This is a genomic window from Noviherbaspirillum humi, from assembly GCF_900188095.1.
Lineage (GTDB): Bacteria > Pseudomonadota > Gammaproteobacteria > Burkholderiales > Burkholderiaceae_D > Noviherbaspirillum > Noviherbaspirillum humi.
This window is the reverse complement of the sequence record NZ_FZOT01000002.1, coordinates 122,653-149,480: the sequence shown is the minus strand read 5'-3', so window position 1 is coordinate 149,480 and position 26,828 is coordinate 122,653. Positions and strand designations below refer to the sequence as shown.

At 64.0% G+C, this 26,828-nt stretch carries 24 protein-coding genes and 1 tRNA gene; 11 read left to right on the top strand and 14 right to left on the bottom strand.

Annotation, left to right across the window (positions count from 1 at the left end):
- Positions 1–4 precede the first annotated feature (4 nt).
- Genes CHB88_RS04060 through CHB88_RS04050 form a run of 3 tightly spaced genes read right to left on the bottom strand, consistent with a single transcriptional unit; the run spans position 5 to position 4,304 of the window.
- Positions 5–1,081, bottom strand: a complete 1,077-nt coding sequence (locus CHB88_RS04060; RefSeq protein ID WP_245844733.1) for a lipocalin-like domain-containing protein — start codon at positions 1,079–1,081, stop codon at positions 5–7.
- The gene (locus CHB88_RS04055) at positions 1,081–3,612 is read right to left on the bottom strand and encodes an ABC transporter permease (RefSeq protein ID WP_425436056.1); all 2,532 of its coding nucleotides are present in this window, start codon (positions 3,610–3,612) and stop codon (positions 1,081–1,083) included. Before CHB88_RS04055 ends, CHB88_RS04060 begins: the two co-directional genes overlap by 1 nt.
- Positions 3,613–3,617: 5 nt before the next feature.
- Positions 3,618–4,304, bottom strand: coding sequence for an ABC transporter ATP-binding protein (locus CHB88_RS04050; protein WP_089398024.1), 687 nt, complete (start codon positions 4,302–4,304; stop codon positions 3,618–3,620).
- A gap of 126 nt (positions 4,305–4,430) precedes the next feature.
- Here CHB88_RS04050 and egtD point away from each other — a divergent pair, with 126 nt between their 5' ends.
- Positions 4,431–5,468 carry an L-histidine N(alpha)-methyltransferase gene (gene egtD / locus CHB88_RS04045; RefSeq protein WP_089398023.1) on the top strand — a complete coding sequence of 346 codons (1,038 nt, stop codon included), beginning with the start codon at positions 4,431–4,433 and terminating at the stop codon, positions 5,466–5,468.
- A gap of 23 nt (positions 5,469–5,491) precedes the next feature.
- The gene (egtB, locus tag CHB88_RS04040; protein ID WP_089398022.1) at positions 5,492–6,727 is read left to right on the top strand and encodes an ergothioneine biosynthesis protein EgtB; all 1,236 of its coding nucleotides are present in this window, start codon (positions 5,492–5,494) and stop codon (positions 6,725–6,727) included.
- A 97-nt stretch (positions 6,728–6,824) separates the two neighbouring features.
- Here egtB and CHB88_RS04035 read toward each other — a convergent pair whose 3' ends face one another.
- Both CHB88_RS04035 and fabI read right to left on the bottom strand, forming a co-directional pair.
- On the bottom strand, positions 6,825–8,216 hold the full coding sequence (locus CHB88_RS04035) for a DEAD/DEAH box helicase (RefSeq protein ID WP_089398021.1): 1,392 nt from the start codon (positions 8,214–8,216) through the stop codon (positions 6,825–6,827).
- 363 nt (positions 8,217–8,579) lie between these two features.
- The gene (gene fabI, locus CHB88_RS04030) at positions 8,580–9,362 is read right to left on the bottom strand and encodes an enoyl-ACP reductase FabI (protein WP_089398020.1); all 783 of its coding nucleotides are present in this window, start codon (positions 9,360–9,362) and stop codon (positions 8,580–8,582) included.
- 281 nt (positions 9,363–9,643) lie between these two features.
- On the opposite strand from fabI, the gene CHB88_RS04025 reads away from it, so the two are divergent.
- Genes CHB88_RS04025 through CHB88_RS04010 form a run of 4 tightly spaced genes read left to right on the top strand, consistent with a single transcriptional unit; the run spans position 9,644 to position 15,196 of the window.
- Positions 9,644–11,443, top strand: a complete 1,800-nt coding sequence (locus CHB88_RS04025) for an extracellular solute-binding protein (protein ID WP_089398019.1) — start codon at positions 9,644–9,646, stop codon at positions 11,441–11,443.
- A gap of 20 nt (positions 11,444–11,463) precedes the next feature.
- Positions 11,464–12,522, top strand: a complete 1,059-nt coding sequence (locus tag CHB88_RS04020; protein ID WP_089398018.1) for a microcin C ABC transporter permease YejB — start codon at positions 11,464–11,466, stop codon at positions 12,520–12,522.
- Entirely contained in the window at positions 12,519–13,607 is a 1,089-nt protein-coding gene (locus CHB88_RS04015; protein ID WP_089398017.1) for an ABC transporter permease, read from the top strand. Before CHB88_RS04020 ends, CHB88_RS04015 begins: the two co-directional genes overlap by 4 nt.
- Positions 13,604–15,196, top strand: a complete 1,593-nt coding sequence (locus CHB88_RS04010) for an ABC transporter ATP-binding protein (RefSeq protein WP_089398016.1) — start codon at positions 13,604–13,606, stop codon at positions 15,194–15,196. The genes CHB88_RS04015 and CHB88_RS04010 overlap by 4 nt, the downstream gene beginning before the upstream one ends.
- Before the next feature lie 10 nt (positions 15,197–15,206).
- On the opposite strand, the gene CHB88_RS04005 is transcribed toward CHB88_RS04010, so the two are convergent.
- Complete coding sequence (locus tag CHB88_RS04005; protein ID WP_089398015.1) at positions 15,207–16,808, bottom strand: transglycosylase SLT domain-containing protein; 1,602 nt, start codon at positions 16,806–16,808, stop codon at positions 15,207–15,209.
- A 138-nt stretch (positions 16,809–16,946) separates the two neighbouring features.
- Positions 16,947–17,720, bottom strand: coding sequence for a hydroxyacylglutathione hydrolase (gene gloB / locus CHB88_RS04000; RefSeq protein WP_089398014.1), 774 nt, complete (start codon positions 17,718–17,720; stop codon positions 16,947–16,949).
- A gap of 2 nt (positions 17,721–17,722) precedes the next feature.
- On the opposite strand from gloB, the gene CHB88_RS03995 reads away from it, so the two are divergent.
- From CHB88_RS03995 to CHB88_RS03980, 4 genes are all read left to right on the top strand, one after another.
- Positions 17,723–18,499 carry a class I SAM-dependent methyltransferase gene (locus CHB88_RS03995; protein ID WP_089398013.1) on the top strand — a complete coding sequence of 259 codons (777 nt, stop codon included), beginning with the start codon at positions 17,723–17,725 and terminating at the stop codon, positions 18,497–18,499.
- On the top strand, positions 18,499–18,942 hold the full coding sequence (rnhA, locus tag CHB88_RS03990) for a ribonuclease HI (protein ID WP_089398012.1): 444 nt from the start codon (positions 18,499–18,501) through the stop codon (positions 18,940–18,942). Before CHB88_RS03995 ends, rnhA begins: the two co-directional genes overlap by 1 nt.
- Positions 18,943–18,973: 31 nt before the next feature.
- Entirely contained in the window at positions 18,974–19,696 is a 723-nt protein-coding gene (dnaQ, locus tag CHB88_RS03985) for a DNA polymerase III subunit epsilon (RefSeq protein WP_089398011.1), read from the top strand.
- Positions 19,697–19,810: 114 nt separating this feature from the next.
- Positions 19,811–19,885 (top strand) — tRNA-Val (locus CHB88_RS03980).
- Between the two features lie 173 nt (positions 19,886–20,058).
- Here the strand turns inward: CHB88_RS03980 and CHB88_RS03975 are convergent.
- On the bottom strand, positions 20,059–20,853 hold the full coding sequence (locus tag CHB88_RS03975; RefSeq protein WP_089398010.1) for a fumarylacetoacetate hydrolase family protein: 795 nt from the start codon (positions 20,851–20,853) through the stop codon (positions 20,059–20,061).
- A gap of 187 nt (positions 20,854–21,040) precedes the next feature.
- On the opposite strand from CHB88_RS03975, the gene CHB88_RS03970 reads away from it, so the two are divergent.
- Complete coding sequence (locus CHB88_RS03970; RefSeq protein WP_245844730.1) at positions 21,041–21,364, top strand: hypothetical protein; 324 nt, start codon at positions 21,041–21,043, stop codon at positions 21,362–21,364.
- Positions 21,365–21,513: 149 nt separating this feature from the next.
- Here the strand turns inward: CHB88_RS03970 and minE are convergent, their stop codons facing one another.
- From minE to CHB88_RS03940, 6 genes are all read right to left on the bottom strand, one after another.
- Entirely contained in the window at positions 21,514–21,783 is a 270-nt protein-coding gene (gene minE, locus CHB88_RS03965) for a cell division topological specificity factor MinE (RefSeq protein ID WP_089398009.1), read from the bottom strand.
- Positions 21,784–21,786: 3 nt separating this feature from the next.
- Positions 21,787–22,602, bottom strand: coding sequence for a septum site-determining protein MinD (gene minD, locus CHB88_RS03960; protein ID WP_089398474.1), 816 nt, complete (start codon positions 22,600–22,602; stop codon positions 21,787–21,789).
- A gap of 26 nt (positions 22,603–22,628) precedes the next feature.
- A complete protein-coding gene (gene minC / locus CHB88_RS03955) occupies positions 22,629–23,384 on the bottom strand; it encodes a septum site-determining protein MinC (protein ID WP_089398008.1) in 756 nt (251 codons plus the stop codon).
- A gap of 354 nt (positions 23,385–23,738) precedes the next feature.
- On the bottom strand, positions 23,739–24,620 hold the full coding sequence (locus tag CHB88_RS03950) for a Crp/Fnr family transcriptional regulator (RefSeq protein ID WP_089398007.1): 882 nt from the start codon (positions 24,618–24,620) through the stop codon (positions 23,739–23,741).
- A 382-nt stretch (positions 24,621–25,002) separates the two neighbouring features.
- Positions 25,003–25,647: a response regulator gene (locus CHB88_RS03945; RefSeq protein ID WP_089398006.1), complete on the bottom strand. Its 645-nt coding sequence runs from the start codon at positions 25,645–25,647 to the stop codon at positions 25,003–25,005.
- A 13-nt stretch (positions 25,648–25,660) separates the two neighbouring features.
- Positions 25,661–26,794: a sensor histidine kinase gene (locus CHB88_RS03940; protein ID WP_089398005.1), complete on the bottom strand. Its 1,134-nt coding sequence runs from the start codon at positions 26,792–26,794 to the stop codon at positions 25,661–25,663.
- Positions 26,795–26,828: the final 34 nt, after the last annotated feature.

Genomic DNA, 26,828 nt, shown 5'->3' with positions numbered 1-26,828 from the left:
GAGATCAGAGTTTCATCGGCTTGGCGTAGCCGGTCATTTCGAGATAGCCGCGCCCGGCCCGCTGCCCGCCGCGCAGCAGAGTGGTCGCGCCTTCCCAGTAGATGGCGCCGGTGGACTGGCGCGAATCGAGTTCCTGGTCGTCCTGCAGCGGCTGCAGCTCCCAGGCGATGTCGCCGGTCACGAGGCGCTGCGCCACCGGATAGCTGGCGCCGGTGCGCGGCGACTGCCAGCGCCGCACCGGCTCGAAGGCGACCTCGTCGGGGCCGAACTGGCGCAGCTTGCCGTCAGGGCTGCGCAGGGTGGCATGAGCCCAGCGGCGGGCGCCGTCGCGGCTTCGGATCTGGAAAGCCATCAGGGCCGAACCGTCGTCGAGGTTGGCGCCGATCCAGTCCCAGCCGGCGGCATCGGCGTCGAGCACGCTGGTGGACCATTCATGATCGAGCCAGGCGCTGCCGGTCACCGTGAGCGGCTGGCCGTTGCGGACGATGCTGCCGCCGACCTTGAGCTGGGGTTCGCTGTAGTAGTAGCTTGCCTGCTCCGGGCGCGGCCCCTTGCGCGAATATGCTTGCTCGCCCTGCAGCAGCAGCGGCTGGGTCGGCGCCATGGCGAGGTCGAATTCGAATTCCCGCGCACGCAGCTGCGCCCGGTAGCGGCCGTCGGCTTCGCGGAAGAAGCGCCAGCCGTTCAGCGCCACATCGGTGGTGCCCTCCTTGGCGTAGGCGAGGTCGAAGCCGGCCCGGGCGCTGCGCTGGTCGTGCAGCAGGCGGCCGGCGGCCGGGTCGGACAGCGCCGCGTGGGCGATGATCAGCTGCTTCGGCGCCAGCCGGCTGGGATTGGCCGGATCATGGTCGGTGGCGGAGCGGAAGAAGGTGACCTGGAAGCCGATCGGCTTGCCGTCCGGCGTCTGCAGCCAGCCGGTGACGTACCACCACTCGGTGCGGTAATCGGGATGGGCGCCGAAGTCGCGCGGGAAGGCGAGGGTCTTCCCGGGCGTCACTGCGCTCAGCCGTGGCGGCGCGGCGAGACCGGCCTGCAGGCTGACCAGCAGTAGCAGGCCGGCGAGGAGCATGCGCTTGATCATCACCAGTCCTCCCGAACGGCCCGCACCGCGCTGCCGGCTACCGCCTGCCGGCCGGCCAGCAGCGCGGTGAGGCCGGCCGACAGCAGCAGGGCGGCGGCCACCGCCATCAGCGAGCCCCACGGCACATGCAGTTCCATGGTCCAGTGGAAGGATTGCGGGTTGACGATGTAGACCAGGATCAGGCTGATGCAGCCGCCGAGCGCGAAGCCGGTGAGGATGCCGAGCAGCGCCAGCATGCCGCCCTCGGCAGCCAGCATGCCGAGTATCTGGCGCCGGGTCACGCCGACATGGCGCAGCATGCCGAACTCCCGGGCGCGGGCGAGGGTCTGGGCGGAGAAGGTGGCGGCCACGCCGAACAGGCCGATGACGATGGCCACCGCCTCCAGCAGGTAGGTAATGGCGAAGCTGCGGTCGAAGATCCTGAGGCTGACGGCACGGATCTCGCCCGGCTGGGAAATCTCCAGCGCCGGTCCGAAGGGCAGCCCGCGGATGCGCGCGATCACCGACTCGGCGGATGCGCCCGGTGCCAGCCAGATGCCGGCATCGTTCACATCCGTATCGCCGCTCAGGTGCCGGTAGTCTTCCAGGCGCATCTGGATCGCACCGCCCTGGCGCGCATAGTCGCGCCAGATGCCGGCGACGAGGAAGCGGGTACCGGCCGGACCGAAGGGGAGGGAAACCTCGCGCCCGGCAGCGTAGCCATACAGATCGACCATGGCTTCCGAAATCCAGACGGGCACCGCGCCGGCAGGCAGGATAGGCGGCGTTCCCTTGCCAAGCAGCGGCAGGGTGCGTCCAGGGTCGCCAGGATCGATAGGCCGCGCGATCAGGGCCACAGGCGCCTGTCCTGCCGCCAGGGTCAGCTGCTGCGCCTTGAGGAATTCGATGCGGCGCACACCGGGCGTGGCGGCCAGCGCCTGCTGCTGCACCGGCCCCAGCGCGCCGGTGGTGGCACCGCCGCTGGAAGCGCGTACATAGACGTCGGCCGACAGCACCTGCCCGAGCCATTCATCCACCGAGACGCGGAAGCTGTCCACCATGATGGCCATGGCCACCATCAGGCTGAAACTGGAGAGGATGCCGCCGAGGGCAATGGACGCCTGGTTGGGCGCGTTCGCCAGCCGCGCCAGGGACAGCGCCGGCACCACCCGGTCGCTGCCGCGCCGCGACAGCGCGCCGAACATCAGCGCCGCCAGGCGCGGCATCAGGCCGATGCCGCCGATCAGCAGCAGGGCGACGGCGAGATAGCCGAAGATCGGCAGGCCGGCCACCGGCGGCAGCTGGCTCAGCACGGCGCCGAGCAGCAGCAGGATCAGGGCCGGCCAGGGCTTGGCCAACCGGGACAGCGCCACGTCCTCGCTGCCGGCCTTCAGGGCGGCGGCCGGCCGCGCCCGGGCCGCTTCCCAGGCCGGGCTGGCGCAGCCGAGCAGGGCCACGCCTATGCCGAGCAGCAAGAACACCAGCGCCGCCACCGGCGCGAATTGCACCGAGGGGCGGATGCCGGGAAAGAAGCCGCCGCCGAGATCGCCGCCGAAGAAGCGCAGCGCCAGCGCCGCCAGCGCGTAGCCGAGCGCCAGTCCGAGGACCGCGCCCGCGACGCCGAGCAGGCCGCCTTCCAGCAGGATCTGCAGCAGCACCCGGCGCCGGCTCAGGCCCAGCACCCGCAGCAGGGCCAGCTGGCTGCGCCGGCGCAGCACCGACAGCGCCTGGGTGGAGAACACCAGAAAGGCGCCGGTGAACAGCGCCACCAGCGCCAGCACGTTGAGGTTGACGCGGTAGGCGCGCGACATGTTGGCGCTGCGCTCCTGCTGCTCCTGGCTTTCAGTCACGAGCAGGCCGGTGCCGAGTTCGCGCGCCAGTTCCTGCCTGAAGCGTTCCCGGTTCACGCCTTCCGCCAGCTTCAGGTCGATGCGCGACAGCTGGCCGAGGCGCTTGAAGCGCCATTGCGCCGCGCCGACATCCATCACCGCCAGGCGCTGTCCGGGGCGGGCGCTGGCGATGCCGCCGGCCACCCGCAGGTCCACCGTGTCGGTGCCGCTGCGCAGGGCCAGCCGGTCACCGGTTTTCACGTTCAGCCAGGCCATTGCCGCCGGGGACAGGAAGATCGCATCGTCGGCCAGCGCATCGAAAGGCTTGTCTTCCCCGGCGCTGGGCAGCAAGTCGGGCGCGACCAGCGCGGCGCGGAAGATGTCGATGCCGAGCAGGCGCAGCGCATTGCTCTGTCCCGGCACCACCGCATCCAGTTCCAGCACCGGGCTCGCGACCGTCACGCCCTCGTGCTGCGCCAGCTGCGGATAGCGGTTTTCGTCGATGAAGCCTGACGCGGCGCGCACCTGCAGGTCGGACTGGCCGGAGAGACTGCGCACCGCGGCCGAGAATTCATTGAAGGCGGCGGCATTGATGAGGTGGATAGCGAAGCCCATGGCGACGCCGAGGGCGATGGCGGCGATCGCCATCAGCGCCCGCAGCGGATGGGCGGCCCATTCGCCGCGCAGCAGCCAGCGGTTGAGCACCCAGGAGGGTGATGCCATGCCGCTCATCGGGCCCGGCGCAGCGGCGCGTCCGGCGCCAGCGGATGCAGGCCATGGCGGGTGAGTTCCAGCACCCGGTCGGTGCTGGCGGCGGCGGCATAGGAATGCGTCACCAGCAAGCAGGACGCGCCATTGGCTTTGATCTCGCGGCGCAGCAGGTCCAGCACCTCGTCGGCGGTTTCCGGATCGAGGTTGCCGGTCGGCTCGTCGGCCAGGATGAGCCGCGGCTTGTGCACCAGGGCGCGGGCGATTGCCACCCGCTGCATCTCGCCGCCGGAAAGCTGGCGCGGGAAGTCTCCGCCGCGCCCGTCGAGGCCGACCGCCGCCAGCATCGCGCGGGCGCGCTGCGCGGCTTGCGCCGGCTCGCCATTGAGCAGTAGCGGCAGGGCCACGTTCTGCACCAGCGTCAGATGCGGCAGCACGTGGAAGGCCTGGAAGATGAAGCCGAAGCGCCGGCGCCGCAGCAGGGTGGCGGCTTCATCGTCCAGCGCGGACATCGGCCGGCCATCGATCAAAATCTCGCCGGCGTCCGGCGCATCGAGCCCGGCGATGAGATTGAGCAGGGTGGACTTGCCGACGCCCGACTCGCCCATAATGGCGACATACTCGCCCGCGCTCAGCGCATAGGAGAGGCCGGAGAAGATCTGGCGGCCGCTGCCGTAGGATTTGCTGATGTCGCGCAGTTCGAGCATGGAGGCTGTTTGGGGATAGGGGGGTAGAATGGCCGCACGGCGTTTCATTTGCGAACGGCAGGGCGTGCCGGCGGGCAAGCTTTGCAGATCATGCGACTCATTAACCGACAAGGAATCCGGCCGCCTATGATATCCAAATTCTCCTCGCGCCATCCGATACCGTCCGACCGAATCACCTCCGTCAGCGTCCTGGCTGGCGATGCGCTGGAGCCGCATGCGGAATTCATCCAGCTCTACCGCGAGGATGCGGAAGCGATCCGCGCCGAGCTCGCCGCCGGGCTGCTGGCGCCGCAAGCTCATGCCAGCCCGAAGTACCTCTATGATGCGCTCGGCTCGCGCCTGTTCGAAGCCATCTGCGAACTGCCGGAGTACTACCCCACCCGCACCGAGGCGGCCATCTTCGCCAACCATCTGCTGGAGATCGGGCGCTCGGTCGGCCAGGGCGCGACCATGATCGATCTCGGCGCCGGCAACTGCGCCAAGGCGGCGAGGTTGTTCCCGGCGCTGCAGCCGGCGCAGTACGTGCCGGTCGACATCTCCGTCGATTTCCTGCGCGAGGCGGTGGAGCGCTGGCAGCGCAAGTTTCCGGCCCTCGACATGGTGGCGCTGGGCATGGACTTCTCCAGCGAGTTCGTGCTGCCGCCGGCGGTCTCGGAGCATCGCCGGTTGTTCTTCTATCCCGGCTCCTCGCTCGGCAACTATGCGCCGGACGAGGCGCTCGCCTTCCTGAGGCGTCTGCGCCAGTCCTGCGACGAGGATGGCGGCCTGCTGATCGGCATCGATCTGGTGAAGGATGCCGCCGTGCTCAACGCCGCCTACGACGACGAACTCGGCCTGACCGGCGCCTTCAACCTGAATCTCCTGCTGCATCTCAATGCGATGCTGGGCGCCGACTTCGAACCGCGCCAGTGGCGCCACGTGGCTTTCTTCAATCCGGACGAGAGCCGCATCGAGATGCACCTGGAGGCGCGCCAGGATCTCGCCGTGCAATGGCGCGATGGCCGGCGCCGCTTCGCCGCGGGCGAGCGCATCCATACCGAGAACAGCTACAAGTACACCCGCGATCGCTTCCTGTCGCTGCTGCACCAGGCCGGATTCGGCGCGGCCCGCACCTGGACCGACGAGCGCGGCTGGTTCATGGTCTGCCACGCTCGGGCCATCTGACGCAGACGGAAAGGAAGACCGCGATGCGCGACTTCAATCCCGATCTGCGCCACGCCTTCGCCGCGGTGAGGCGGCATACCGTGGCGCTGGCCGCGCCGCTGTCGGAGGAAGACTGCTGCGTGCAATCGATGCCGGACGCCAGCCCGGTGAAATGGCATCTGGCGCATACCACCTGGTTCTTCGAGACCTTCATCCTCGAGCGCTTCGAGCCGGCCTTCCAGCCTTTCCATCCGATGTTCCGGGTGCTGTTCAACTCCTACTACAACGGCGTCGGCGACAAGTATCCGCGGCCGCAGCGAGGCATGCTCACCCGGCCTGCGCTGGAGGAGGTGAAGGCCTACCGCGAAAACGTGGACCGGCGCATGGCTGCGCTGCTGGACGGCGCGCACGGGGACCGTGCAGAGCTGGCCCGCCTCCTGGAACTTGGACTGGAGCATGAGAAGCAGCACCAGGAGCTGGTCCTGACCGACCTGAAGCACCTGCTCTCGCTCAATCCGCTGCAGCCCGTCTACCGAACCGGTCCGGAAGAAACGGGAAAAGCCGGGCCGCTTTCCTGGCTCGGCTTCGACGGCGGCATCGCGGGCATCGGCCATTCAGGCAAAGGCTTTTGCTTCGATAATGAAACGCCGCGCCATCGCCAGTTCCTGGAGCCCTATCAGCTGGCATCGCGCCTCGTGACAAACGGCGAGTATGCCGCCTTCATCGAAGCCGGCGGCTACCGGGATCCAGGGCTGTGGCTGTCGGAGGGATGGGACTGGGTGCAGACGCAGCGCATCGCCCATCCGCTCTACTGGCGGGCGACGGAAGCGGGCTGGGAGGAATTCACCCTGCATGGCTCGCGTCCGTTGCGCCTGGATGATCCGGTCACCCATGTTTCTTACTTTGAAGCGGACGCTTATGCGCGCTGGAGCGATGCACGGCTGCCCAGCGAATTCGAATGGGAGCATGCGGCGGCGGGCACCGAGCAGGGCGTGCCGCCGCATGGTTTGCAGCCGACGGCCGACGGCCGCACGGGACTGGGCCAGCTTTACGGCGCCGGCTGGCAATGGACGGCGAGCAGCTATGCGCCGTATCCCGGATACCGGCCGGCGCTCGGCGCCATCGGCGAGTACAACGGCAAGTTCATGGTCAACCAGTATGTGCTGCGCGGTTCGTCCTGCGCCACTCCGGCGCATCACAGTCGCGCCACCTATCGCAATTTCTTTCCGGCGCCGGCGCGCTGGCAATTCACCGCCATACGGTTGGCTCGGTCAAGCTAAAGCTAAAGCCGCTCAGCCCGCATCCGATCCTGGAGGCGAAAAAAAACCGCCCGGTTCGACCCGGGCGGTTTGACTGATGCGTTTGCGTGGGCGGGAATCAGCGATCGCCGAAAGCGCGGCGGGCGCCCTCGCTGCCACGACCCTTGCCATACCCGCCGGAGCCGCCTTCGCGACGCGGCGCGCCCGGCTTGCTGAAGCTGCGCTGGCCCGGCTTGGCGCCGCCGCGACGGTTGTCGCCCGGCTTCCAGCCGTCCGCCTTGCGGGCCGGACGTGCGCTGCGCTTCGGCTCGAAGCCGGCGATCACGTCGACCGGGATCGTCTGCTTGGTGAAGCGCTCGATGCGGCGCACGTTCATGTTCTCTTCATGGTTCGCCAGCGAAATCGCCAGACCCTGGCGACCGGCGCGGCCGGTGCGGCCGATGCGGTGCACGTAGTCTTCCGGGAACTTCGGCAGGTCGTAGTTGAAGACGTGGGTGATGCCCGGCACGTCGATGCCGCGAGCGGCGACGTCGGTGGCCACCAGCACCTGCACCTGGCCGCGGCGCAGCGCATCCAGGGTGCGGTTGCGGGCGCCCTGGTGCATGTCGCCATGCAGCGCGGCGGCGCTGAAGCCGGCGATGTTCAGGCGGTCGGCGATGCTGTCGGCATCGCGCTTGGTGGCGGTGAACACCACCGCCTGGTCGATCGAGGTATCGCGCAGCAGATGGTCCAGGATGCGGTTCTTGTGCGACAGGTCGTCGACGAAGTGCACGCGCTGCTGGATGTTCTCATGGCGCGTGGTGGCGCTGGCGATCTGGATCACCATCGGATCGCGGGTGATGCGCTTGGCCATGCTGCCGACCACGCCGTCGAGCGTCGCCGAGAACAGCATGGTCTGGCGGGTTTCCGGTGTCGCGTCGACGATCTTCTCGATGTCTTCGATGAAACCCATGTCCAGCATGCGGTCGGCTTCGTCGAGCACCAGGACCTGGAGCTGGGAGAAGTCGATCTTGCCCGACTCCATGTGGTCGATCAGGCGGCCCGGGGTGGCAACCAATATTTCCGGATTCTTCGACAGCAATTGCATCTGCTTCGGATACGGCATGCCGCCCAGGATGGACACCGCGCGCACGCGGCGCAGATGGGCGCCGTACTTGGTGGTCGCGGTGGTGACCTGCAGCGCCAGTTCGCGCGTCGGGGTCAGCACCAGCATCTTCGGCTGGGCCGGCTGGAAGCGGGGACGTTCGCCGCGGGCGCGGGTAGCCTGGCGCTCCTGATTGGAGGTCTTGCCCTGGGGCGCTGATTGCTGCTCCGCGAGGGCGAATTTGTGCAGGGCCGGCAGCATGAATGCGGCAGTCTTGCCGGAGCCGGTCTGGGAAGAAACGAGCAGGTCGCGGCCTTCGATGGCCGCGGGCACCGCCTGCGCCTGCACCGGGGTCGGCGCAGTGTAGCCTGCTTCGGTAAGTGCCATGAGGACGGACGTGTGCAAGCCTAATGCTTCAAATGTCATTATTTACTTTCGTAGTTCAATACGTTGCGCTGCCGGACCAATGCGGCAAACGCGGAAAATGCAACGCCAACCAACGAAACTGCTGAGAAAAAATCTGAGAGATTTCGGCACAAAGCTTTGCGCCGGGACGGTGTTCTAATGCGACACCAAAGGGCGGGATGGCTTTATCGAGATGCTAAAGGGTTCGCGATGCGGCGATGTGCGATGAATTGCGCACAAACAGAATTATACAGGCTTATCGAACTGCGTGTTTGATTATATGCCTCTTAAAGATCTGTTTTCTTGTGAATATCCCTCCTGATGACGCACGAAACCTTGCTGAAGGAAGCAAGGTTTCTCGCATGCATTAACGCTGGGCAAGACTTACTCTTCGGGGCTGTACATCACCTGAGAGAAACCGCCGTCCACATAGGTGATTTCTGCAGTGATGCCGCCGGCGAGGTCGGATAGCAGGAAGGCCGCCGCATTGCCGACATCGTCGATGGTGACGTTGCGGCGCAGCGGAGCGTTCTTCGCCACGATGTTCAGCATCTTGCCGAAATCCTTGATGCCGCTGGCGGCCAGGGTCTTGATCGGGCCGGCGGAAATGCCGTTGACGCGTACGCCGCGCTTGCCCAGCGATTCGGCGAGGTAGCGCACGCTGGCTTCCAGCGATGCTTTCGCCAAGCCCATGGTGTTGTAGTTGGGAACGGAGCGGATGGCGCCGAGATAGCTCAGGGTCAGCAGCGCGGCGTTTTCATTCAGCATCGGCAGCGCGGCCTTGGCCATGGCGGGAAAGCTGTAAGCCGAAATGTCGTGGGCGATCTTGAAGTTCTCGCGGGAAAGGCCGTCGAGGAAATCGCCGCCGATCGCCTCGCGCGGCGCGAAGCCGATGGCGTGCACGAAGCCATCGAACTTGTCCCACGTCTTGCCGAGGTCGGCGAACAGGGCATTGATCTGCTCATCGCTGCCAACGTCGCAGTCGAATACCAGCTCGCTCTCGAACTCCTTGGCGAAATCGGTGATGCGGTCCTTGAAGCGCTCGCCGACGTAGGTGAAGGCCAGTTCCGCGCCTTCGCGCTTGCAGGCCTTGGCGATGCCGTAGGCGATGGAACGGTTGGAGAGGAGGCCGGTGATGAGTAATTTCTTGCCTTGCAGGAACGCCATGTTGACTCCAGGTGGATCCGCCTGCGCAGCGCCGCCACGTTGCAGCGAAAGCGGAGGCGGAAAGCGGATGGGTTGATATCGCGGGTAATGCGGAATGGGCGAGATTGTAGGCGCTTCGGGGTTGTCAGGGCAATATGCGCCGTCGGCGACTGCCTGACGCGCCGCTGGCATCATGTCCGCATCAACGGTTTTTCCGATGGGGAGGAATCTTTGCCCGGCCCGAAATGTCTTTCGGTAAAATGGCCCCACCTACCGCCAGCCCCGGCAAGAAAAAACCGCGAATGCGCACATTCTTTCTTTCCCTACTGTTCTGCAGTTGTCTCGGCCAGCATGGCGCCGCCAGCGCAGCGCATGCATTTTCCCTGTACGACACCCCGAAGTACCCGAAGGACTTCACGCATTTCGGCTACGTGAATCCGGATGCGCCGCGCGGCGGCGAGCTGTTTCTCGCCAATCCCGACCGCCGCACCAGCTTCGACAAATTCAATCCCTTCTCGCTCAAGGGCGTGGCGGCGGCCGGCGTCTCCAACCTGATGTTCGAGACCCTGGCAGCCAGTTCCGCTGACGAGGTGGCCACCATGTACGGCTTGCTGGCGGAAGACATGGAACTGGCGCCGGACCGCATGGCGATGACCTTTCGCCTCAATCCGAAGGCGCGCTTCAACAATGGCGACCCGGTCACCGCCGCCGACGTCAAGCATTCCTTCGACACCCTGATGGCCAAGGGTGCGCCGCAGTTCAAGATCGTGTTCGCCGAGGTCAAGCAATGCGTGGTGCTGGACGAGCGCACGGTGCGCTTCGACTTCAAGAGCCTGAACCATGAACTGCCCTTGATCGTCGGCGGCGTGCCGGTCTTCTCGCGCAAGTGGGGCGCCAACACCAGCTTCGACAAGATCCAGCTCGAGCCGCCGATCGCCACCGGACCCTACCTGATCGAGCGCTACGACGTCGGCCGCTCCATCACTTACAAGCGCAATCCGGCCTACTGGGGCGACGCCGTGCCGGCGCGGCGCGGCATGTACAACTTCGAGCGCATCTTCTACCGCTTCTACAAGGATGACGTCGCCCGCCTCGAAGCCTTCAAGGCCGGCGAGTTCGATGTGGTGGTGGAGTACAGCGCCAAGAACTGGGCGCGCGCCTATACCGGGCCGAAGTTCGAGAACGGCGAAATCGTCAAGCGCGCGCTCCAGCATTCCAACGGCGCCGGCATGCAGGGCTTCGTGATGAACCTGCGGCGGCCGCAGTTCCAGGACGTCCGGGTGCGGCAGGCGCTCGGCCTGGCGCTGGACTTCGAATGGATGAACCGCCAGCTGTTCTATGGCCAGTACAAGCGCATCTACTCCTTCTTCAACAACAGCGAACTGGGCGCCACCGGCATGCCCGGTCCGGATGAACTGAAATTGCTGGAACCGCTGCGCGACAAGCTCGATCCGGCGGTGTTCGGCCCGGCGCCGGTGCCGCCGTCCACCGATTCGCCGAATTCCCTGCGCGCCAACCTGATGAAGGCACGCGAGCTGTTCAGGCAGGCCGGCTGGGAGTACCGCGACGGCGCGCTGCGCAATGCGAAAGGGGAGCCTTTCGTGTTCGAGATCCTGGACGACCAGTCGGCGCTGTCGCGCATCATCAGCGTGTATGTGCGAAACCTGCAGAAGCTCGGCATCCAGGTCAACCAGCGCACCGCCGACTTCGCCCTGGTGCAGAAGCGCATGGAGGAGTTCGACTTCGACATGACCAGCAACCGCTTCCCCGACGTCAACAGTCCGGGCAACGAGATGTTCGACATGTTCGGCTCCAAGGCGGCGGATGAAAAGGGTTCCTCCAACACCTTCGGCCTCAAGGATCCGGTGGTGGACAAGCTGGTGGAAGCCCTGGTGGCCGCCACCAGCCGCAAGGAGCTGGTGGCGGCGTCTCGTGCGCTGGATCGGGTGCTGCTGCACAAATTCTTGGTGGTGCCGCACTGGTATTCGTCGACCCACCGCGTCGCCTACCGCAATCGCTTCGGCATCCCGCAGCAGCCGCCGCTCTACTATCAGGCCGATCCGTATGTGATCTCGACCTGGTGGCAAGCCAAGCCGCGCTGACGGCATAGAAAAGGAAAGCCATGAATCTCTGGTCCTACATCGCCAAGCGCCTGCTGCTGATGCTGCCGACGCTGATCGGCGTCGTCACCATCACCTTCGTCGTGATCCAGTTCGTGCCCGGCGGCCCGGTGGAGCAGGCGCTGATGGAGCTCAAGACCCAGGGCGGCGGCGGAGAGGCCTCCGGCCGCGGCGCCTCCGACTACCGCGGGCGCCAGGGCATCGACGCCGAGCGGGTCAAGGAAATCAAGGCGCTGTACGGCTTCGACAAGCCGGCGCCGGATCGCTTCCTGCAGATGCTCAAGGGCTTCGCCACCTTCGACCTCGGCCAGAGCTTCTACCACCACAAGGATGTGTGGTCGCTGGTGAAGTCGAAGCTGCCGGTGTCGATCACCATCGGCCTCTGGACCTTCTTCCTGACTTACTTCATCTCTGTTCCGCTCGGCATCGCCAAGGCGATGCGGGAAGGCAGCCGCTTCGACGTCGCTACCAGCATGCTGGTGCTGGTCGGCTACTCCATTCCTGGCTTCGTGCTCGGCGTGTTCCTGCTGGTGATGTTCGGCGGCGGCAGCTTCGTCCAATGGTTCCCGCTGCGCGGACTGACCTCGGACAACTGGGAAACCCTGTCGTGGTTCGGCAAGGTCGCCGACTACCTGTGGCACATCGCCCTGCCGGTGACCGCCTCGGTGGCCGGTTCCTTCGCCGTCATGACCATGCTCACCAAGAACACCTTCCTCGAGGAGATCCGCAAGCAGTACGTGCTGACCGCCCGCGCCAAGGGTTTGAGCGAGCGCACGGTGCTGTACAAGCATGTGTTTCGCAATGCGCTGATTCCGCTGGTGACCGGCTTCCCGGCCGCCTTCATCGGCGCCTTCTTCGCCGGCAGCCTGCTCATCGAGACCCTGTTCTCGCTCGATGGCCTGGGCCTGCTGTCTTACGAGTCGGTGGTGCGGCGCGACTATCCGGTGGTAATGGGCACGCTCTACCTGTTCACCCTGATCGGCCTGGTGGTGAAGCTGCTGGGCGATCTCTGCTATGTCTGGGCCGACCCGCGCGTCCAGTTCGAAAGCCTGAGCCGATGAGCACCGTCACCACCCACGCCTCCAACGAGGATGTCACCGCCCGAGCCATCCCGGACCTGAAGCCCTCGATCTCGCCGTGGCGCCGCATCTGGCTGCGCTTCCGCCAGAACCGGCGCGGCTATGTCAGCCTCATCCTCTTCGCCGTGCTGTTCGCGCTCAGCCTGATGGCGGAAGTGATTTCGAACGACCGGCCGCTGCTGGCCCGCTACAACGGCCAGATGTATTTTCCGATCGTGAAGACTTATTCGGAGCAGGCCTTCGGCGGCGACTTCGCCTCGCCCGCCGACTACCTCGATCCCTTCATCCAGGACCAGTTCCGCAAGCCGGGCAACTGGGCCGTCTACCCGATCAACCACTATCGCTACGACACGCTGAATTATTTCGCCAAGTCCCCCAATCCGGCGCCGCCTTCCTCCGAAAACTGGCTCGGCACCGACGACCGCGGCCGCGACGTGTTCGCCCGGCTGCTGTATGGCTTCCGGGTATCGGTGCTGTTCGGGCTGGCGCTCACCATCACCGGCGTCATTCTTGGCTTGATCACCGGCGCGATACAGGGCTACTTCGCCGGCCGCACCGACCTCTTCTTTCAGCGCTTCATGGAGATCTGGGGCTCCATGCCGGAGCTCTACCTGCTGATCATTTTTTCGTCCATCTTCGAGCCCAGCATTGGACTGCTGCTGGTGCTGCTGTCGCTGTTCGGCTGGATGGGCCTGTCCGATTATGTGCGCGCCGACTTCCTGCGCAACCGTAACCTGGAGTATGTGCAGGCAGCCCGGGCGCTTGGGCTGTCGAACCGCCAGATCATCTGGCGCCATGTGCTGCCCAACAGCCTCACGCCCGTCGTCACCTTCCTGCCGTTCCGCATGAGCGGCGCCATCCTGGCACTGACCAGCCTCGACTTCCTCGGCCTCGGCGTGCCGCCTTCCACGCCCAGCCTGGGCGAGCTGCTCGCCCAAGGCAAGAACAACCTCGATGCGTGGTGGATCGCGCTGTCGACCTTCGGCGTGCTGACCGTCACGCTGCTGCTGCTGACCAATATCGGCGATGCGCTGCGCAACGCCCTTGACGTGCGGAGGAAGGCATGAGCCTGCTGGATGTGCGCAACCTGCGCGTGCGCTTCGGCGAGGCCACCGTGGTGGACGACGTCAGCTTCTCCATCGCGCCTGGCGAGAAGTTCGCACTGGTGGGAGAGTCTGGTTCCGGCAAGACGGTGACCTCGCTCTCGCTGATGCGCCTCAACCAGGACGCCGCCTATGAAGGCAGCATCCTGTTCGAAGGGCAGGACATCCTGCGCAAGTCGGAGCAGGCGATGCGGGCCGTGCGCGGCAATGACATCGCCATGATCTTTCAGGAGCCGATGACGGCGCTGAATCCGCTGTTCACCATCGGCAACCAGATCGCCGAGGTGCTGATGCTGCACGAGGGGATCAATGCGCGCGAAGCGGCGAAGCGGGCGGTTGATCTGCTCGACAAGACCGGCATTCCGGAGCCGGCGCGGCGGGCGCTGGCCTATCCGCACCAGTTGTCCGGCGGGCAGCGGCAGCGGGCGATGATCGCCATGGCCCTGGCCTGCAAGCCCAAGCTGCTGATCGCCGACGAGCCGACCACCGCGCTCGACGTCACCATCCAGGTACAGATCCTCGAACTGCTGAACCAGCTGCAGCGCGAGGAGAACATGGCGGTGCTGATGATCACCCATGACCTCAACCTGGTGCGGCATTTCGCCGACAGGGTGGGGGTGATGGAAAGCGGCCGGCTGATCGAGACCGCTTCCACTGCCGAACTGTTCGCCAATCCACGCGAGCCCTATACCAGGAAGCTGCTGGCCAGCCATCCGCAGCGCATGGTGGCCGCCGTCGGCGACGAGGTGCCGCCCCTCCTGTCGGCTGAAAAAATGCGCTGCACCTTCATGATCAAGCGCGGCTGGTTCAAGCAGACGCCTTTCGTCGCGGTGGACAACGTCGACCTGCGTCTGCGGCCGCATGAAACGCTCGGCATCGTCGGCGAGTCGGGCTCCGGCAAGTCGACGCTCGGCATGGCGCTGCTGCGGCTGTCGTCGGCTCAGGTAGAAGGCAGCATCCGCTTCCGCGATCACGCCATCAGCGACATGAACAGCACTGCGCTGCGGCCGCTGCGCTCCCGCATGCAGGTGGTGTTTCAGGATCCATTCGCTTCCCTCTCGCCGCGCCGTACCATCGAGCAGATCGTCGGCGAGGGCCTAGCGCTGCATCAGCCGCAGCTCGGGCGCGTCCAGCTGCGGGATGCGGTGGCCCAGGGCCTGCACGAAGTGGGACTGGCGCCGGAAATGATGTCGCGCTACCCGCATGAATTTTCCGGCGGCCAGCGTCAGCGAATAGCGGTTGCCCGCGCTCTGGTGCTGAAGCCGGAGCTGATCCTGCTGGACGAGCCAACCTCGTCACTCGATGTCTCGGTGCAGAAGCAGGTGCTGCAACTGCTGGCCGAGCTGCAGCGAAAATACGGCATGGCGTATCTCTTCATCAGCCATGACCTCGCCGTGATCCGCGCCATGGCGCATCGGGTGATGGTGATGAAGGACGGGAAAGTGGTGGAGAGCGGCATGACGGAGGACGTGCTGTCCAATCCGACGCAGCCTTACACGCGCCGCCTGCTGGCGGCTTCGACTTACTCGACCGAGCTGGCGCCCGCCGGGTAAGTCGCCGGGTTCAGCCTTGCCGCTTCTTGGCCGGCTGCTTGGCCGGGGCGGCAGTCTTCTTCGCTACCTGAGTCTGCTTGGCGGGAGCGGCGACCTTGCGTGCCGGCGCGGGACGCGCCACGTGGCGGGCCGGCGCCGCGGCGCGCTTGCTGGAGGCGGTCGCCACGACCGTGGCCGGCCTGGCCGGCTCTACATGCTTCGCCGACGCCGTGCGAGTCGCGCCGCCCTGGTTGAAAGGCACCTGCAACTGCAGGCTTTGCCCCTTGCTCAGCTTGTTCTGGTGCAGGTTGTTCCAGCCCCGGATCTGTTCCACGCTCACCTTGTAGCGGCTGGCGATGGAATCCAGACTATCGTGCTTGCCCACCTTGACGAAGATCTTGCGGGTGTCGGGCACGTCCGGCTCGATCGCCAGGCGGGCATTGTCGGCCACCTCGGGCGCGATGTCGGCTTCGGCCAGCTGATCGGTCTTCGGCACCAGCACCGTGGAGCCGGCCTTCACCCGCATGCGCGGCGGGATGTTGTTGACTTCGCGGATCACTTCCGGCGTGGTGCCGAACTTGGAAGCGATGGTCTCGATACGCTCCCGCGCGCTGGTGACGGTGTGCGCCGTCCAGGAAGACAGCGCGCGGCCCCATTTCGACAGGTTGGCCTTGAACTTCTCCGCATTGCTCTGCGGCAGAAGGATCTGGGTGTTCGAGCTGCCGGTGATCACCGGCCGGTTGAACTGCGGATTCAGCGCCTTGAATTCATCCACCGACAGCTCGGCGAGCTGGGCGGCGACCTTGATGTCGATGTCGCGCGTCTTGCCGATGGTGACGAAGTAGGGCTGGTTGTCTACCTTGGGCAGGGCGATGCCGTACTGCGCCGGCGCGGCGATCAGGTTCTTCACTGCCTGCAGCTTGGGCACGTAGTTGCGGGTTTCCGCCGGCATCAGGGCCGACAGGCTGTTGAAGTCGGTCGGCAGGCCGGCGGCCTTGTTCTTGTTGACGGCCCGCTGCACCGACCCTTCGCCCCAGTTGTAGGCGGCCAGCGCGAGCTGCCAGTCGCCGAACATGTTGTACAGCTTCTGCAGGTAGGCGAGGGCGGCGTCGGTGGACGCCAGCACGTCACGGCGATCATCCTTGAACGTGCTCTGCTTCAAATTGAAGTCGCGGCCGGTCGAGGGAATGAATTGCCACATGCCGGCTGCCTGCGCCGGCGACAGCGCCTGCGGATTGAAGGCCGATTCGATGAAGGGCAGCAGCGCCAGCTCGGTCGGCATTCCGCGCTTCTCCAGTTCCTGCACCACATGGAACAGATAGCGCGAGGCGCGGGTGGTGGTGCGCTGAATGTAGTCAGGACGCGAGGTGTACCACTGGATGTGGTTGGCCACCAGCGGATTGTCCAGGTCGGGGATTGCAAAGCCGCGCCGGATGCGGCCCCAGACATCGACCTCCTCCATGCTGAGGAGCTGAGCGACCGGGTCGTTCGGGTCGTAAGGCAGGTCGGTGACTAGACTTTGGGACCAATTCTGGATCGGAAGGGAAAGGTCTGCGGCTTGGGTACTGGCGATGGGTGCGGCAAGAAGAAGCAGCGCTGCAAATGGAAATCTTCGACTTTTCAGCGTGTGCATGTTTCCTCTCTGGGGTGGGGCTGGCAAACTCCAGCCGTAAAGGATGGGAAGTTTACGTAATCGTGTTTTCCTGCGTCAAGATTTATCGGAAGTAATCGCGATGATTACACAAAAGTAAAGACTATCTATTGCGTTAATTCAACGGAAATTGTTCTTCCATTCCCGTAGAGCGGCGAAGGCCGAAATTGGTTCCTCTGAAGAAATCTTTTTCTCGTCGGAAAGCTTGCGCAGGATGTCAGGATGGGTATGGCGGAGGAAGGGATTGGTGGCTTTTTCAAGGCCGATGGAGGAGGGGACGGTGGGAATGCCTCGTTCGCGCTTGTCCTGTTCGGACTGCATGCGGCGATTGAGCGGCTCGTTGCCGGGTTCAACGGCTTGGGCGAAACGCAGGTTGGAGAGCGTGTATTCGTGCGCGCAGTAGACGGCGGTATCGTCGGGCAAGGCTGCCAGCTTCGCAAGGGAACTCACCATCTGCTCGGGCGAACCCTCGAACAGGCGGCCGCAGCCGCCGGCGAACAGCGTATCGCCGCAGAACAGCCAGCGCTGTCCGCTGGAAAAATAGGCAATGTGCCCGCGGGTATGGCCGGGCACTTCGATGACGTCGAAGTCGAGGCGCGGCTCGTTCAGGCTGACATGGTCACCCTCCCCGAGCGGCCGGTTCACGCCGGCAATGGCTTCCTTGCGCGGCCCGAAGACCGGCACCGGCATGCGGTCGGTCAATTCGCCCACGCCCCCGACATGGTCAGCGTGGTGATGTGTCAGTAGAATAGCGCTCAGGGACAGGTTCAGTCTTGCCAGCGCATCGAGAATCGGCGCCGCGTCGCCCGGATCGACTACCACCGCATGCTTGCCGTCATGGATCAGCCAGAGATAGTTGTCCTGGAATGCGGGAACCGCCAATACGCTTAACATAAATGCACACTCCGTCCTCAGGGAAATCGATTATATCGCTCGGCGCCTGGCTGGATACGCCTGCGGGACAATACGTGCGCGCCTGGCAGCAGGCCCGCTTCGATGCCCTGACGGCGGACATCTTCGGCTTCAACGCCATCCAGGTCGGTCTGCCCCAGGTGGACGCCCTGCGGGCCAACCGCATGCCGAACAAGTGGCTGACCGATACCCGCATGCCGGCGGAAGAGGGCGGCCGACCGCGCATCGTGGTCGTGCATGATTTCGCCGAGCTTCCTTTCGCCACGCAAAGCCTGGATCTGGTGGTGCTGCCGCATGTGCTGGAGTTCGCGCAGGAGCCGCATCAGGTGCTGCGTGAAGTGGAGCGGGTGCTGATCCCGGAAGGGCAGGTGATCGTCTGCGGCTTCAACCCGGCCAGCCTGTGGGGCTTGCGCCAAGTGGCGGGACGGCTGACCGGCGCGCATTTCCTGCCGCAGAACGGCGAGTTCATCGGACTGCACCGGCTCAAGGACTGGCTCAAGCTGCTGAGCATGGAGGTCAATCGCGGCCATTTCGGCTGCTATGCGCCGCCCTGCCTGACCGACAAGTGGCTGCGGCGCTATGGCTTCATGGAGCGTGCCGGCGACCGCTGGTGGCCTTACCTCGGAGCGGTGTACATGGTGCAGGCGGTCAAGCGGGTACGGGGCATGCGGCTGATCGGTCCGGCCTGGGCCAAGCAGGGCGTGAAAGCGGCGCGCGGCGTGCCGGTGACGAACAAGATCAAGGAATTGACGGACGAGTAATGGATAAAGTGGAAATTTTTACCGACGGCGCCTGCAAGGGGAATCCCGGGCCCGGCGGCTGGGGCGCGCTGCTGGTTGCCGGCAGCCACCGCAAGGAACTGTTCGGCGGCGAGCTGAACACCACCAATAACCGCATGGAGCTGCGGGCCGTGATCGAGGCGCTCACCATGCTCAAGCGTCCCTGCGAAGTGATCGTGCATACCGATAGCCAGTATGTGCAGAAGGGCATCAGCGAGTGGATCCATGGCTGGAAGGCGCGCGGCTGGAAAACCGCCGCCAAGGAACCGGTGAAGAATGTCGACCTGTGGCAGGCGCTCGATGCCGCGCTGGGCAGCCACAAGGTCGAATGGCGCTGGGTCAAGGGGCACGCAGGACATGAAGGCAATGAGCGCGCAGACGCGCTGGCCAACATGGGCGTCGCCTCCGTCGCCGCCGCGGCGTGAAGTTTTTCCTACTCCGTTTTTTTAATTCATCATGCGCCAAATCGTCCTCGACACCGAAACCACCGGCCTTAATCCACGCTCCGGCGACCGCATCATCGAGATCGGCTGCGTCGAAATCGTCAACCGCCGCCTGACCGGCAACAACTTCCACCGCTACATCAATCCCGAGCGCGACTCGGAAGAGGGCGCGCTCGCGGTGCACGGCCTGACCACCGAGTTCCTGAGCGACAAGCCGAAGTTCGCCGAGATCGCCGACGAACTGCGCGACTTCGTCAGCGGCGCCGAGATCATCATCCACAACGCGCCCTTCGACCTCGCCTTCCTCGATGCCGAGTTCGATCGTCTCGGCCTGCCGGCCTTCAAGACGCATGTGCATACGGTGCTGGACACGCTGGTGCGGGCCAAGGAAATGCATCCCGGTAAGCGCAATTCGCTCGATGCGCTGTGCGACCGCTACGGCATCTCGAATGCGCACCGGGCGCTGCACGGCGCCTTGCTCGACGCCGAACTGCTGGCCGAGGTCTACCTCGCCATGACGCGCGGCCAGAACAGTCTGACGATTGACCTGATCGGCGCGGAAGAAAGCGGCAGCGGCGAAGGCGAAACCGAGCCGGCGCAGCTGGCGGAGATCCTGGTGCTGTGCGCCGACGAGACCGAGATCGCGGAACACGAGGCGCTACTGCAGAAACTCGACAAGGACACCAAGGGCAAGTGCCTCTGGCTGACGAAGCCGGCCGAAGAGAATCCGGCCTGAGTTGTTTGATGGATTGCAGGTTTTGTGAGATAATTCGCGCCGCTGTCGAGAGATGGCGACGCAGTTTTCCATAATCTGCCGCGGTGCTTGAAAGAGTCCTCGGCACGACGACATGGTCGGTTAACTCAGCGGTAGAGTGCCACCTTCACACGGTGGAAGCCACTGGTTCGATCCCAGTACCGACCACCACTCCACTTATTCCGTTTTGCGCACTGCCGGTTGTTTCGAGCGGGTTTCGGGTATTTGCCTTTACTCCTCAGTGACCAGTCGTTCGGTCGAACGCTGAAATGAAAATGCGCCCCGCGGGGCGCATGTCATGGCAAGCCGCGATGCAGGCAGCCTTGTGGTTTCCCGTTCGGGTTTCAAACCACCTTGACCGACAAATTCGGCAAGCCGTCGATATGGCCTTCCATGACATCGCCCTTGACCACCGGGCCGACGTTTTCCGGCGTGCCGGAAAAGATGATGTCGCCCGGCATCAGCTCGAAAGCTTCCGACAGCTTGGCGATCTGTTCCGCCACGCTCCAGATCATCTGGCTGAGGTTGGCATCCTGCTTGGTCTGGCCATTGACCTTGAGCCAGATGCTGCCCTGCTTGAAATGGCCGGTCTGGGCTACCTTGTGGATGGGGCCGATCGGCGCCGACATGTCGAAGCTCTTGCCGATCTCCCATGGTTTCTTCTGGTCGCCCATGCCGCGCTGCAGGTCGCGCCGCGTCATGTCCAGACCGATGGCGTAGCCGTACACCAGGTCGAGCGCTTTTTCCACCGGCACATTCCTGCCGCCCTTGCCGAGCGCGGCCACCAGTTCGATCTCGTAATGGTAATTCTTGGTGAGCGTCGGATAAGGATGATTGGCGGTGGTGCCGGGGGCGACGTTCTGGATGGCGTCGGTCGGCTTCTGGAAGAAGAAGGGCGGTTCGCGGGTAGGGTCGGAGCCCATCTCGCGCGCATGCGCGGCATAGTTCCTGCCGATGCAGTAGATGCGGCGCACCGGGAACATTTCATCGGAGCCGACGATGGGAATATAGGTGTCGGCAACGGTGAAGGGCGTGCGCGGCTGATTGCTGGCTACGGTAGGCGCGGCGCAGCCGGCGATCGCGCCGAGCGTCATGGCAGCGGTGGTGTGCAGCATCTCGCGTCGTTTCATCGACGTCATTTTTATCTCCTTGTGTTTGTGGTTATGAGCCGCTTCGCGGCGCTGGGCTGATGGCCCGGAGCTAGTCTACCTTGTCTTGCCGTCCCGGGATATCCCGCCCACAGGGCAGCCGCATTTCGCCGCTGGAACTCCCGTATTGCTTTGTCATCAAATCCGCTCGATCAATTCGCGAGCAAGGAGCGGCATCATGCAGATGAATGAAATCCGGCAGCGCGTCCAGCACGCGCAGGCTGCCATCGAGCAGGCATCCCGGCTGTGCCAGGAAGAATTGCTGCTGCCGATGGAACTGAAGGACAGCATCCAGCAGCTCGATGAAAAATCCGGTCAGATGAGCAATGTGCTGGCGTCGGCCGATGAACAGGCCCTGCGCCAGTGCGTGGACGACCTGGAGCAGCTCGGCGACCGTGCCCGCGATGCCTGCAAGACCGACGCGCCGGTGGCGGAGGAAGTGCGCCGCGCGGTAATGCAGGCTCATCGCGAACTGTCGGACCTGAAGCACAGCCTGCATTGAGTCCGCTGCGCCGGCGGCGTGCAATCGCCGCCATGGCCTGCGATGACGACCGATCGGCTTTGTGGATGCCAAAAACAAAAGGCATTGTCCCGACGGGGCAATGCCTTTTCATTGCGCGCCAGACGAACTGGCGCTTCACATCCGAGTGATCAGCTTGCCGGCTTCGCAGCAACGTCCGGCAGCACCACGTTCACATCGAGCACTTCCAGATTGCCCTGGCGGTCGAGCGAAATCTTGATGTCGTCGGGATTCACGTTGGCGTACTTGGAAATGACCTGGATCAGTTCCTTGTGCAGCTGCGGCAGGAAGTCCGGACCGCCCATGCCATTGCGCTCGCGGGCGATGATCACCTGCAGCCGTTCCTTGGCCGCGACGGCGGTCTTCGGCTTGCTGTTGAAGAGGAAGGAAAGCAGCGCCATCGATTATCTTCCCTTGAAAATGCGCTGGAACAGGCCAGGCTTTTCATAGGTGGTGAAGCGCAGCGGCACTTCATGGCCGAGGAAGCGCGAAACCACGTCCTGATACGCTTCGGCCACGTCGCTGTCCTTTATGTGGATGGCGGGTGTGCCCTGGTTCGAGGCATGCAGCACCGACTCCGATTCGGGGATGATGCCGATCAGCGGGATGCGCAGGATTTCCTGGACATCGGAATAAGACAGCATCTCGCCGGCTTCCACGCGCTTCGGCACGTAGCGGGTGATCAGCAGATGCTCCTTCACCGGCTCGCCGCCGTTCTGGGCGCGGCGCGACTTGGCCTGGATGATGCCGAGGATGCGGTCGGAATCCCGCACCGAGGACACTTCCGGGTTGGTGACGATTACCGCTTCGTCGGCGAAGGTCAGGGCCATCACGGCGCCGCGTTCGATGCCGGCGGGGGAGTCGCACACGATGTACTCGAAGCCCATGCCGTCGAGGTCCTTCAGCACCTTCTCAACGCCTTCTTCAGTGAGGGCGTCCTTGTCCCGGGTCTGGGAAGCCGGCAGCACGAACAGGTTCTCACAGTGCTTGTCCTTGATCAGCGCCTGGGTCAGCGTGGCTTCGCCGTTGACGACATTGATCAGGTCATAGACCACGCGGCGTTCGCAGCCCATGATCAGGTCGAGGTTGCGCAGGCCGACGTCGAAGTCGATGACTGCGGTCTTGTGTCCGCGCATTGCCAGTCCGGAAGCGAAACTGGCGCTCGATGTCGTCTTGCCGACGCCGCCTTTGCCAGACGTTACCACGATGATTTTTGCCACGAACAAACTCCTTTCACAAAAATTATTCAAGCGCGCAGGGTAAGCGGCAGCATCTCGATGCGATCGCCGTCGAGACGGATCTGGGCCGCGTTGCGCTCGACATCCGCCGGGATGCCGTTCTCAAAGGTCCGATAGGTGCCGGCGATGGATACCAGTTCGGCTTCCATGCTTAGCGCGAAGATGCGGGCGCCGGCATCGCCGCGTGCGCCGGCGAGCGCGCGACCGCGCAGCGGAGCGTAGACATGAATGCTGCCGTCGGCGATCAGCTCGGCGCCGCCGTTGACCACCGCCGTGACGATCAGATCCGCTCCGCGCGCATAGATGCGCTGGCCAGCGCGAACCGGGGTGTCGATGATCATGGCGGGGACGGGCGCGGCCGCCTGCGGCGCGGGTGCCGGAGCGGGAGCAGGGGCCGCAGGCGCGGGAGCCGGTGCTGCGGCAGCGGCCTCGCGGGCGCCAGCCTGAGGCGCGACCACGTCGATGCTCAGGCCGTTGGCGACGATGTCTGCTTCCATGTCGGCCGGGGCATTGCGTACTGCCACCGGGTTCAGGCTGAAAGACTTGAAGAGCGCGATGAGTCCAGGCCAGTCGAGCGCCATGTCGCCGCATCCGGCGAGGTCAAGCACCGCGAATTCATTGTCGAAATAATCCGGCGTGCCTCCCGTCAGCTTGCGCAGTTCCTGTTTCAACGTGTCGAGATCGGCCGTGCCGAGCAGGGCAGCGACGGCGACGACCGTGGAAATCTTGATTTCGAGAGGCTTGCTAGCAGACGTCTGTGACATAGGAACCGACAAGGAATGGTGCGCGTGAATGACAGGTGCCGGATGTTGGCAAACCGGGCCGGTCGATCTCTGGACAGATTGCCGGAAGGCTGAATCTGAGGCGGATCAAGGCGGGTCGTATTATAACCCTTGGGTAACAGGCGATTTGCAGCCTGGCGACAAGATTTTGAAGAAATTCCCGGATTCGTTGAACGTGGCAAGAGCGGCAACGCCCTCATGCCGGCTGGCCGTTGCGGCACTGGAGGACCTTGGAACGGGGCGGGGGCGGCGCATTTGAAGCATGGCGTTTATGGCCATTTTGAAAAGAAAAAGCCCTCCGAAGAGGGCTTGGCCAGGCTAATGGTGCTAGCCGGATCAGGCGCTGGCGCGCTGGTCCCAGCCCTCGGCCGGCGCTTCCTGCGCTTGGGCAGCTGCGGCCTTGGCCTTTTTCGCGGCGACCTGTTTTGCGCGCGAGCTGGAAGGGGGCAGGCGGCGCAGCGTCCGCAATGCTTCCGCATCCTTGATGCCGATGGAGCGCTGGTCGACGGTGATGAGGCCGATCTCGTTGAAGGCTGACAGGGTCCGGCTGACGGTTTCCAGGGTCAGGCCGAGATAGCTGCCGATCTCATGACGTGTCATGCGCAGGTTGAACAGTTTGCTGGAGTAGCCCATGTCGGCATAGCGCTCCGACAGGTTGACCAGGAAGCGGGCGACGCGGGCTTCGGCGCTGAGTGCGCCCAGCATGCTGACCATGCCCTGTTCACGCACCAGTTCGCGGCTCATGACGCTGTACATCGCATGCTCGAACTCGGGATGGATGCGGCCAAGCGCGGTGAGCTTCTTGAACGGCAGAAGGATCAGGTCGCAGTTGGAGAGGGCAACGGCTTCCGACGCATAGCGCTTGGTGTGGATGCCGTCGACGCCGAACAGGTCGCCCTTCATCGGGAAGCTGAGCACCTGCTCATTGCCGAACTCGTCGATCAGGACCGTCTTCAGGAAGCCGGAGTGAACGATATACAGCGTATCGAAGGGCTGGCCGATGGTATGGACCCGCTGCCCGGTCTTGAATTGCACATGCTGGAAAAGCAGCTCTTCTTCGGTATGGGCCGTGACCTGGGGGATGTGGAGGATGTCGCACAGTTCCTTCAGGTTGGACCAGAGCTTGCCCTGCCGTTGCCAGCCCGCTTCGAGAGATGAGGAATGCAGAGTCGAATTGACGACCTCGCCGCGGGAATCGGACGCTTGCGTTGACAACATAACCATCTCCTATTTCAAAAATCCAGTGTTTTGGCGGAAGCGCCGTGGGATGCGGCTTCGGTCTTTTTCATCGTGGCGCGGGAGGAGGCGACGATGCGGTTCGCAGGTCAGCATTTGCTGTCTGACACTGTTGCGTTTTAGTGAATGGCTAGTATCGCAATAGCAACCGGCCTTTACTATCGGGAGTGGCTGAATCAGGATGTAGGACTACCGCCTATTGGGTAGGAAAATTCCTACCCGGGACGGTAAATTTCACTGACGAAAAAAGCGGCAGATTTGATTTTGATTAAGAAAAAACCCGCGCTGGCGGGCTTCAGGCTGCCGAAGCACGGAATTTCGAGTGCTTCCGAGGTAAGGAAAGGACTACAACCAGAGGCGCGGGTCAGACCTTGAGCGGGCCCAGCAGCCTATGCTGCACCGCATACTGCACCATTTCCGCAAGCGAGCTCATGTTCATTTTGTTTAGGATGCGGGTTTTGTGGGTACTCACCGTCTTGGCGCTCAGGTGCAGCGATTCGGCGATCTCCGTGATCGACTTGCCGCTCACCAGCAGCGTGAAGACTTCGAACTCCCGGTTGGAAAGCTGCTTGTGCGGCAGGTCTTCATTGGCAGGCATGGCATCCATGGCCAGCTGTTCGGCAACCTCGAGGCTGATGTAGGGGCGGCCGGCTGCGACCTTGCGGATGGCGCTCACGAGCTGGGTGCCGGCACTCTCCTTGGTGAGATAGCCTTTCGCGCCGGCGCGGATGGCGCGTACCGCATACTGCTCCTCTTCGTGCATCGTCAGGATCAGGATGGGCAGCTTGGGCATCTCGTCCTTGATCTGCCGGATCAGTTCGACGCCGCTGCGACCGGGCATGGAGAGGTCGAGCATCAGCAGGTCGAACCCGCCCTTGCGGACTTGAGCCAGTGCCTCGTAACCGTCGACGGCCTCACCCACGACTTCAATATCGTCGGCGCCTTCGAGGATTCGCTTCAGGCCTTCGCGCATGATGGTGTGATCGTCGGCGATAACAATACGGATCATGGATGATTCGGGCTCAGCTAGCGGGGAGTGGGTCGGCCGGCATCGTAGCGCGGATCGCTACTCCTCGGGGGGATTTGTTCATGATGGTGATTGTACCTCCCAAAATGAAAATTCTTTCTTGCATCGTTACCAATCCGTAAGAGTCCTGGGTGCTTGACGCTTCGCGCGGCACGCCGATGCCGTCATCCTCGATGATCAGCTCCAGCTTACCGGCCGCATGCGTCAGGCGTATGTTTACCATGCTGGCATGATTCTGCCGCTCGATGCTGATCAGCGTTTCCTGAACGACGCGAAAGATGGCAGAGACTAAAGGGTCGGCAATGGGCAAGCGCAGGCCGCTGGTATCGAGTCGGCATGAAATGCCAGTTTTCTTTTCAAATTTTTCGGTTATCCATTCAAGTGCCGGCAGCAGCCCGAAGTCGTCCAGCAGAGGCGGACGCAGCGAAGATGCCATGCTCTTGGTGATGCTGATGACATTATCGAGCATGCCTTGCATCTGCGTGATTCGAGCGAATACCGGATCATTGCCTGCTGGCATATGTTGGTCCAGCCACTCCAGGTCCAGTTTGAGAACGCTCAATCTTTGCGCAATATCATCATAGAGTTCCTTCGATACGCGCTTCTTTTCCTGCTCGTGCGCCTGCTGGGAGGATAGGGCCAGGCGGCGCAGCTCCGCTGCGCGCGGATACTGGGTGCGCCGATTGCGGCCGCGCCGCAGGCGCATGTCGGCACGGATGACGAGGGCGATGTAGGCATTCTCGTGCATCGGCAGCCGCGATACATAAGCGCTCAGCGGCACTTCAACCCCGTCCATGCGCACGCCTCGCAAGCCGCACCGGCTGCGGCGCGCCGCAGCGTCTGGCGAACCGAGCTGATCGATCCTCTCCCTCGCTTCGGCATTGCGGTCGAGCGGCACGAGCCGTTCCAGCGGTTGGCCTAGCAATGATCCAGCGGGGTAGCCGAACATCTGTTCGGCGCGACGGTTCACCAGTACTACCTGCAGCGTCTCGTCGATGATGAGCACGCCGTTGGCGCCGGAATGGATGTTCGTCAGAAGCGAAGGCGCAAGGCTGGCGATCTCGAAGTGAGTCATGGCGGCACTCGAGGACATGTCAGGCGCATGGCTGCGCTGGGGCTGGATGGTCATTTTCTGTCTCGCTGGGGTTCTCGGGGTGCGGCTG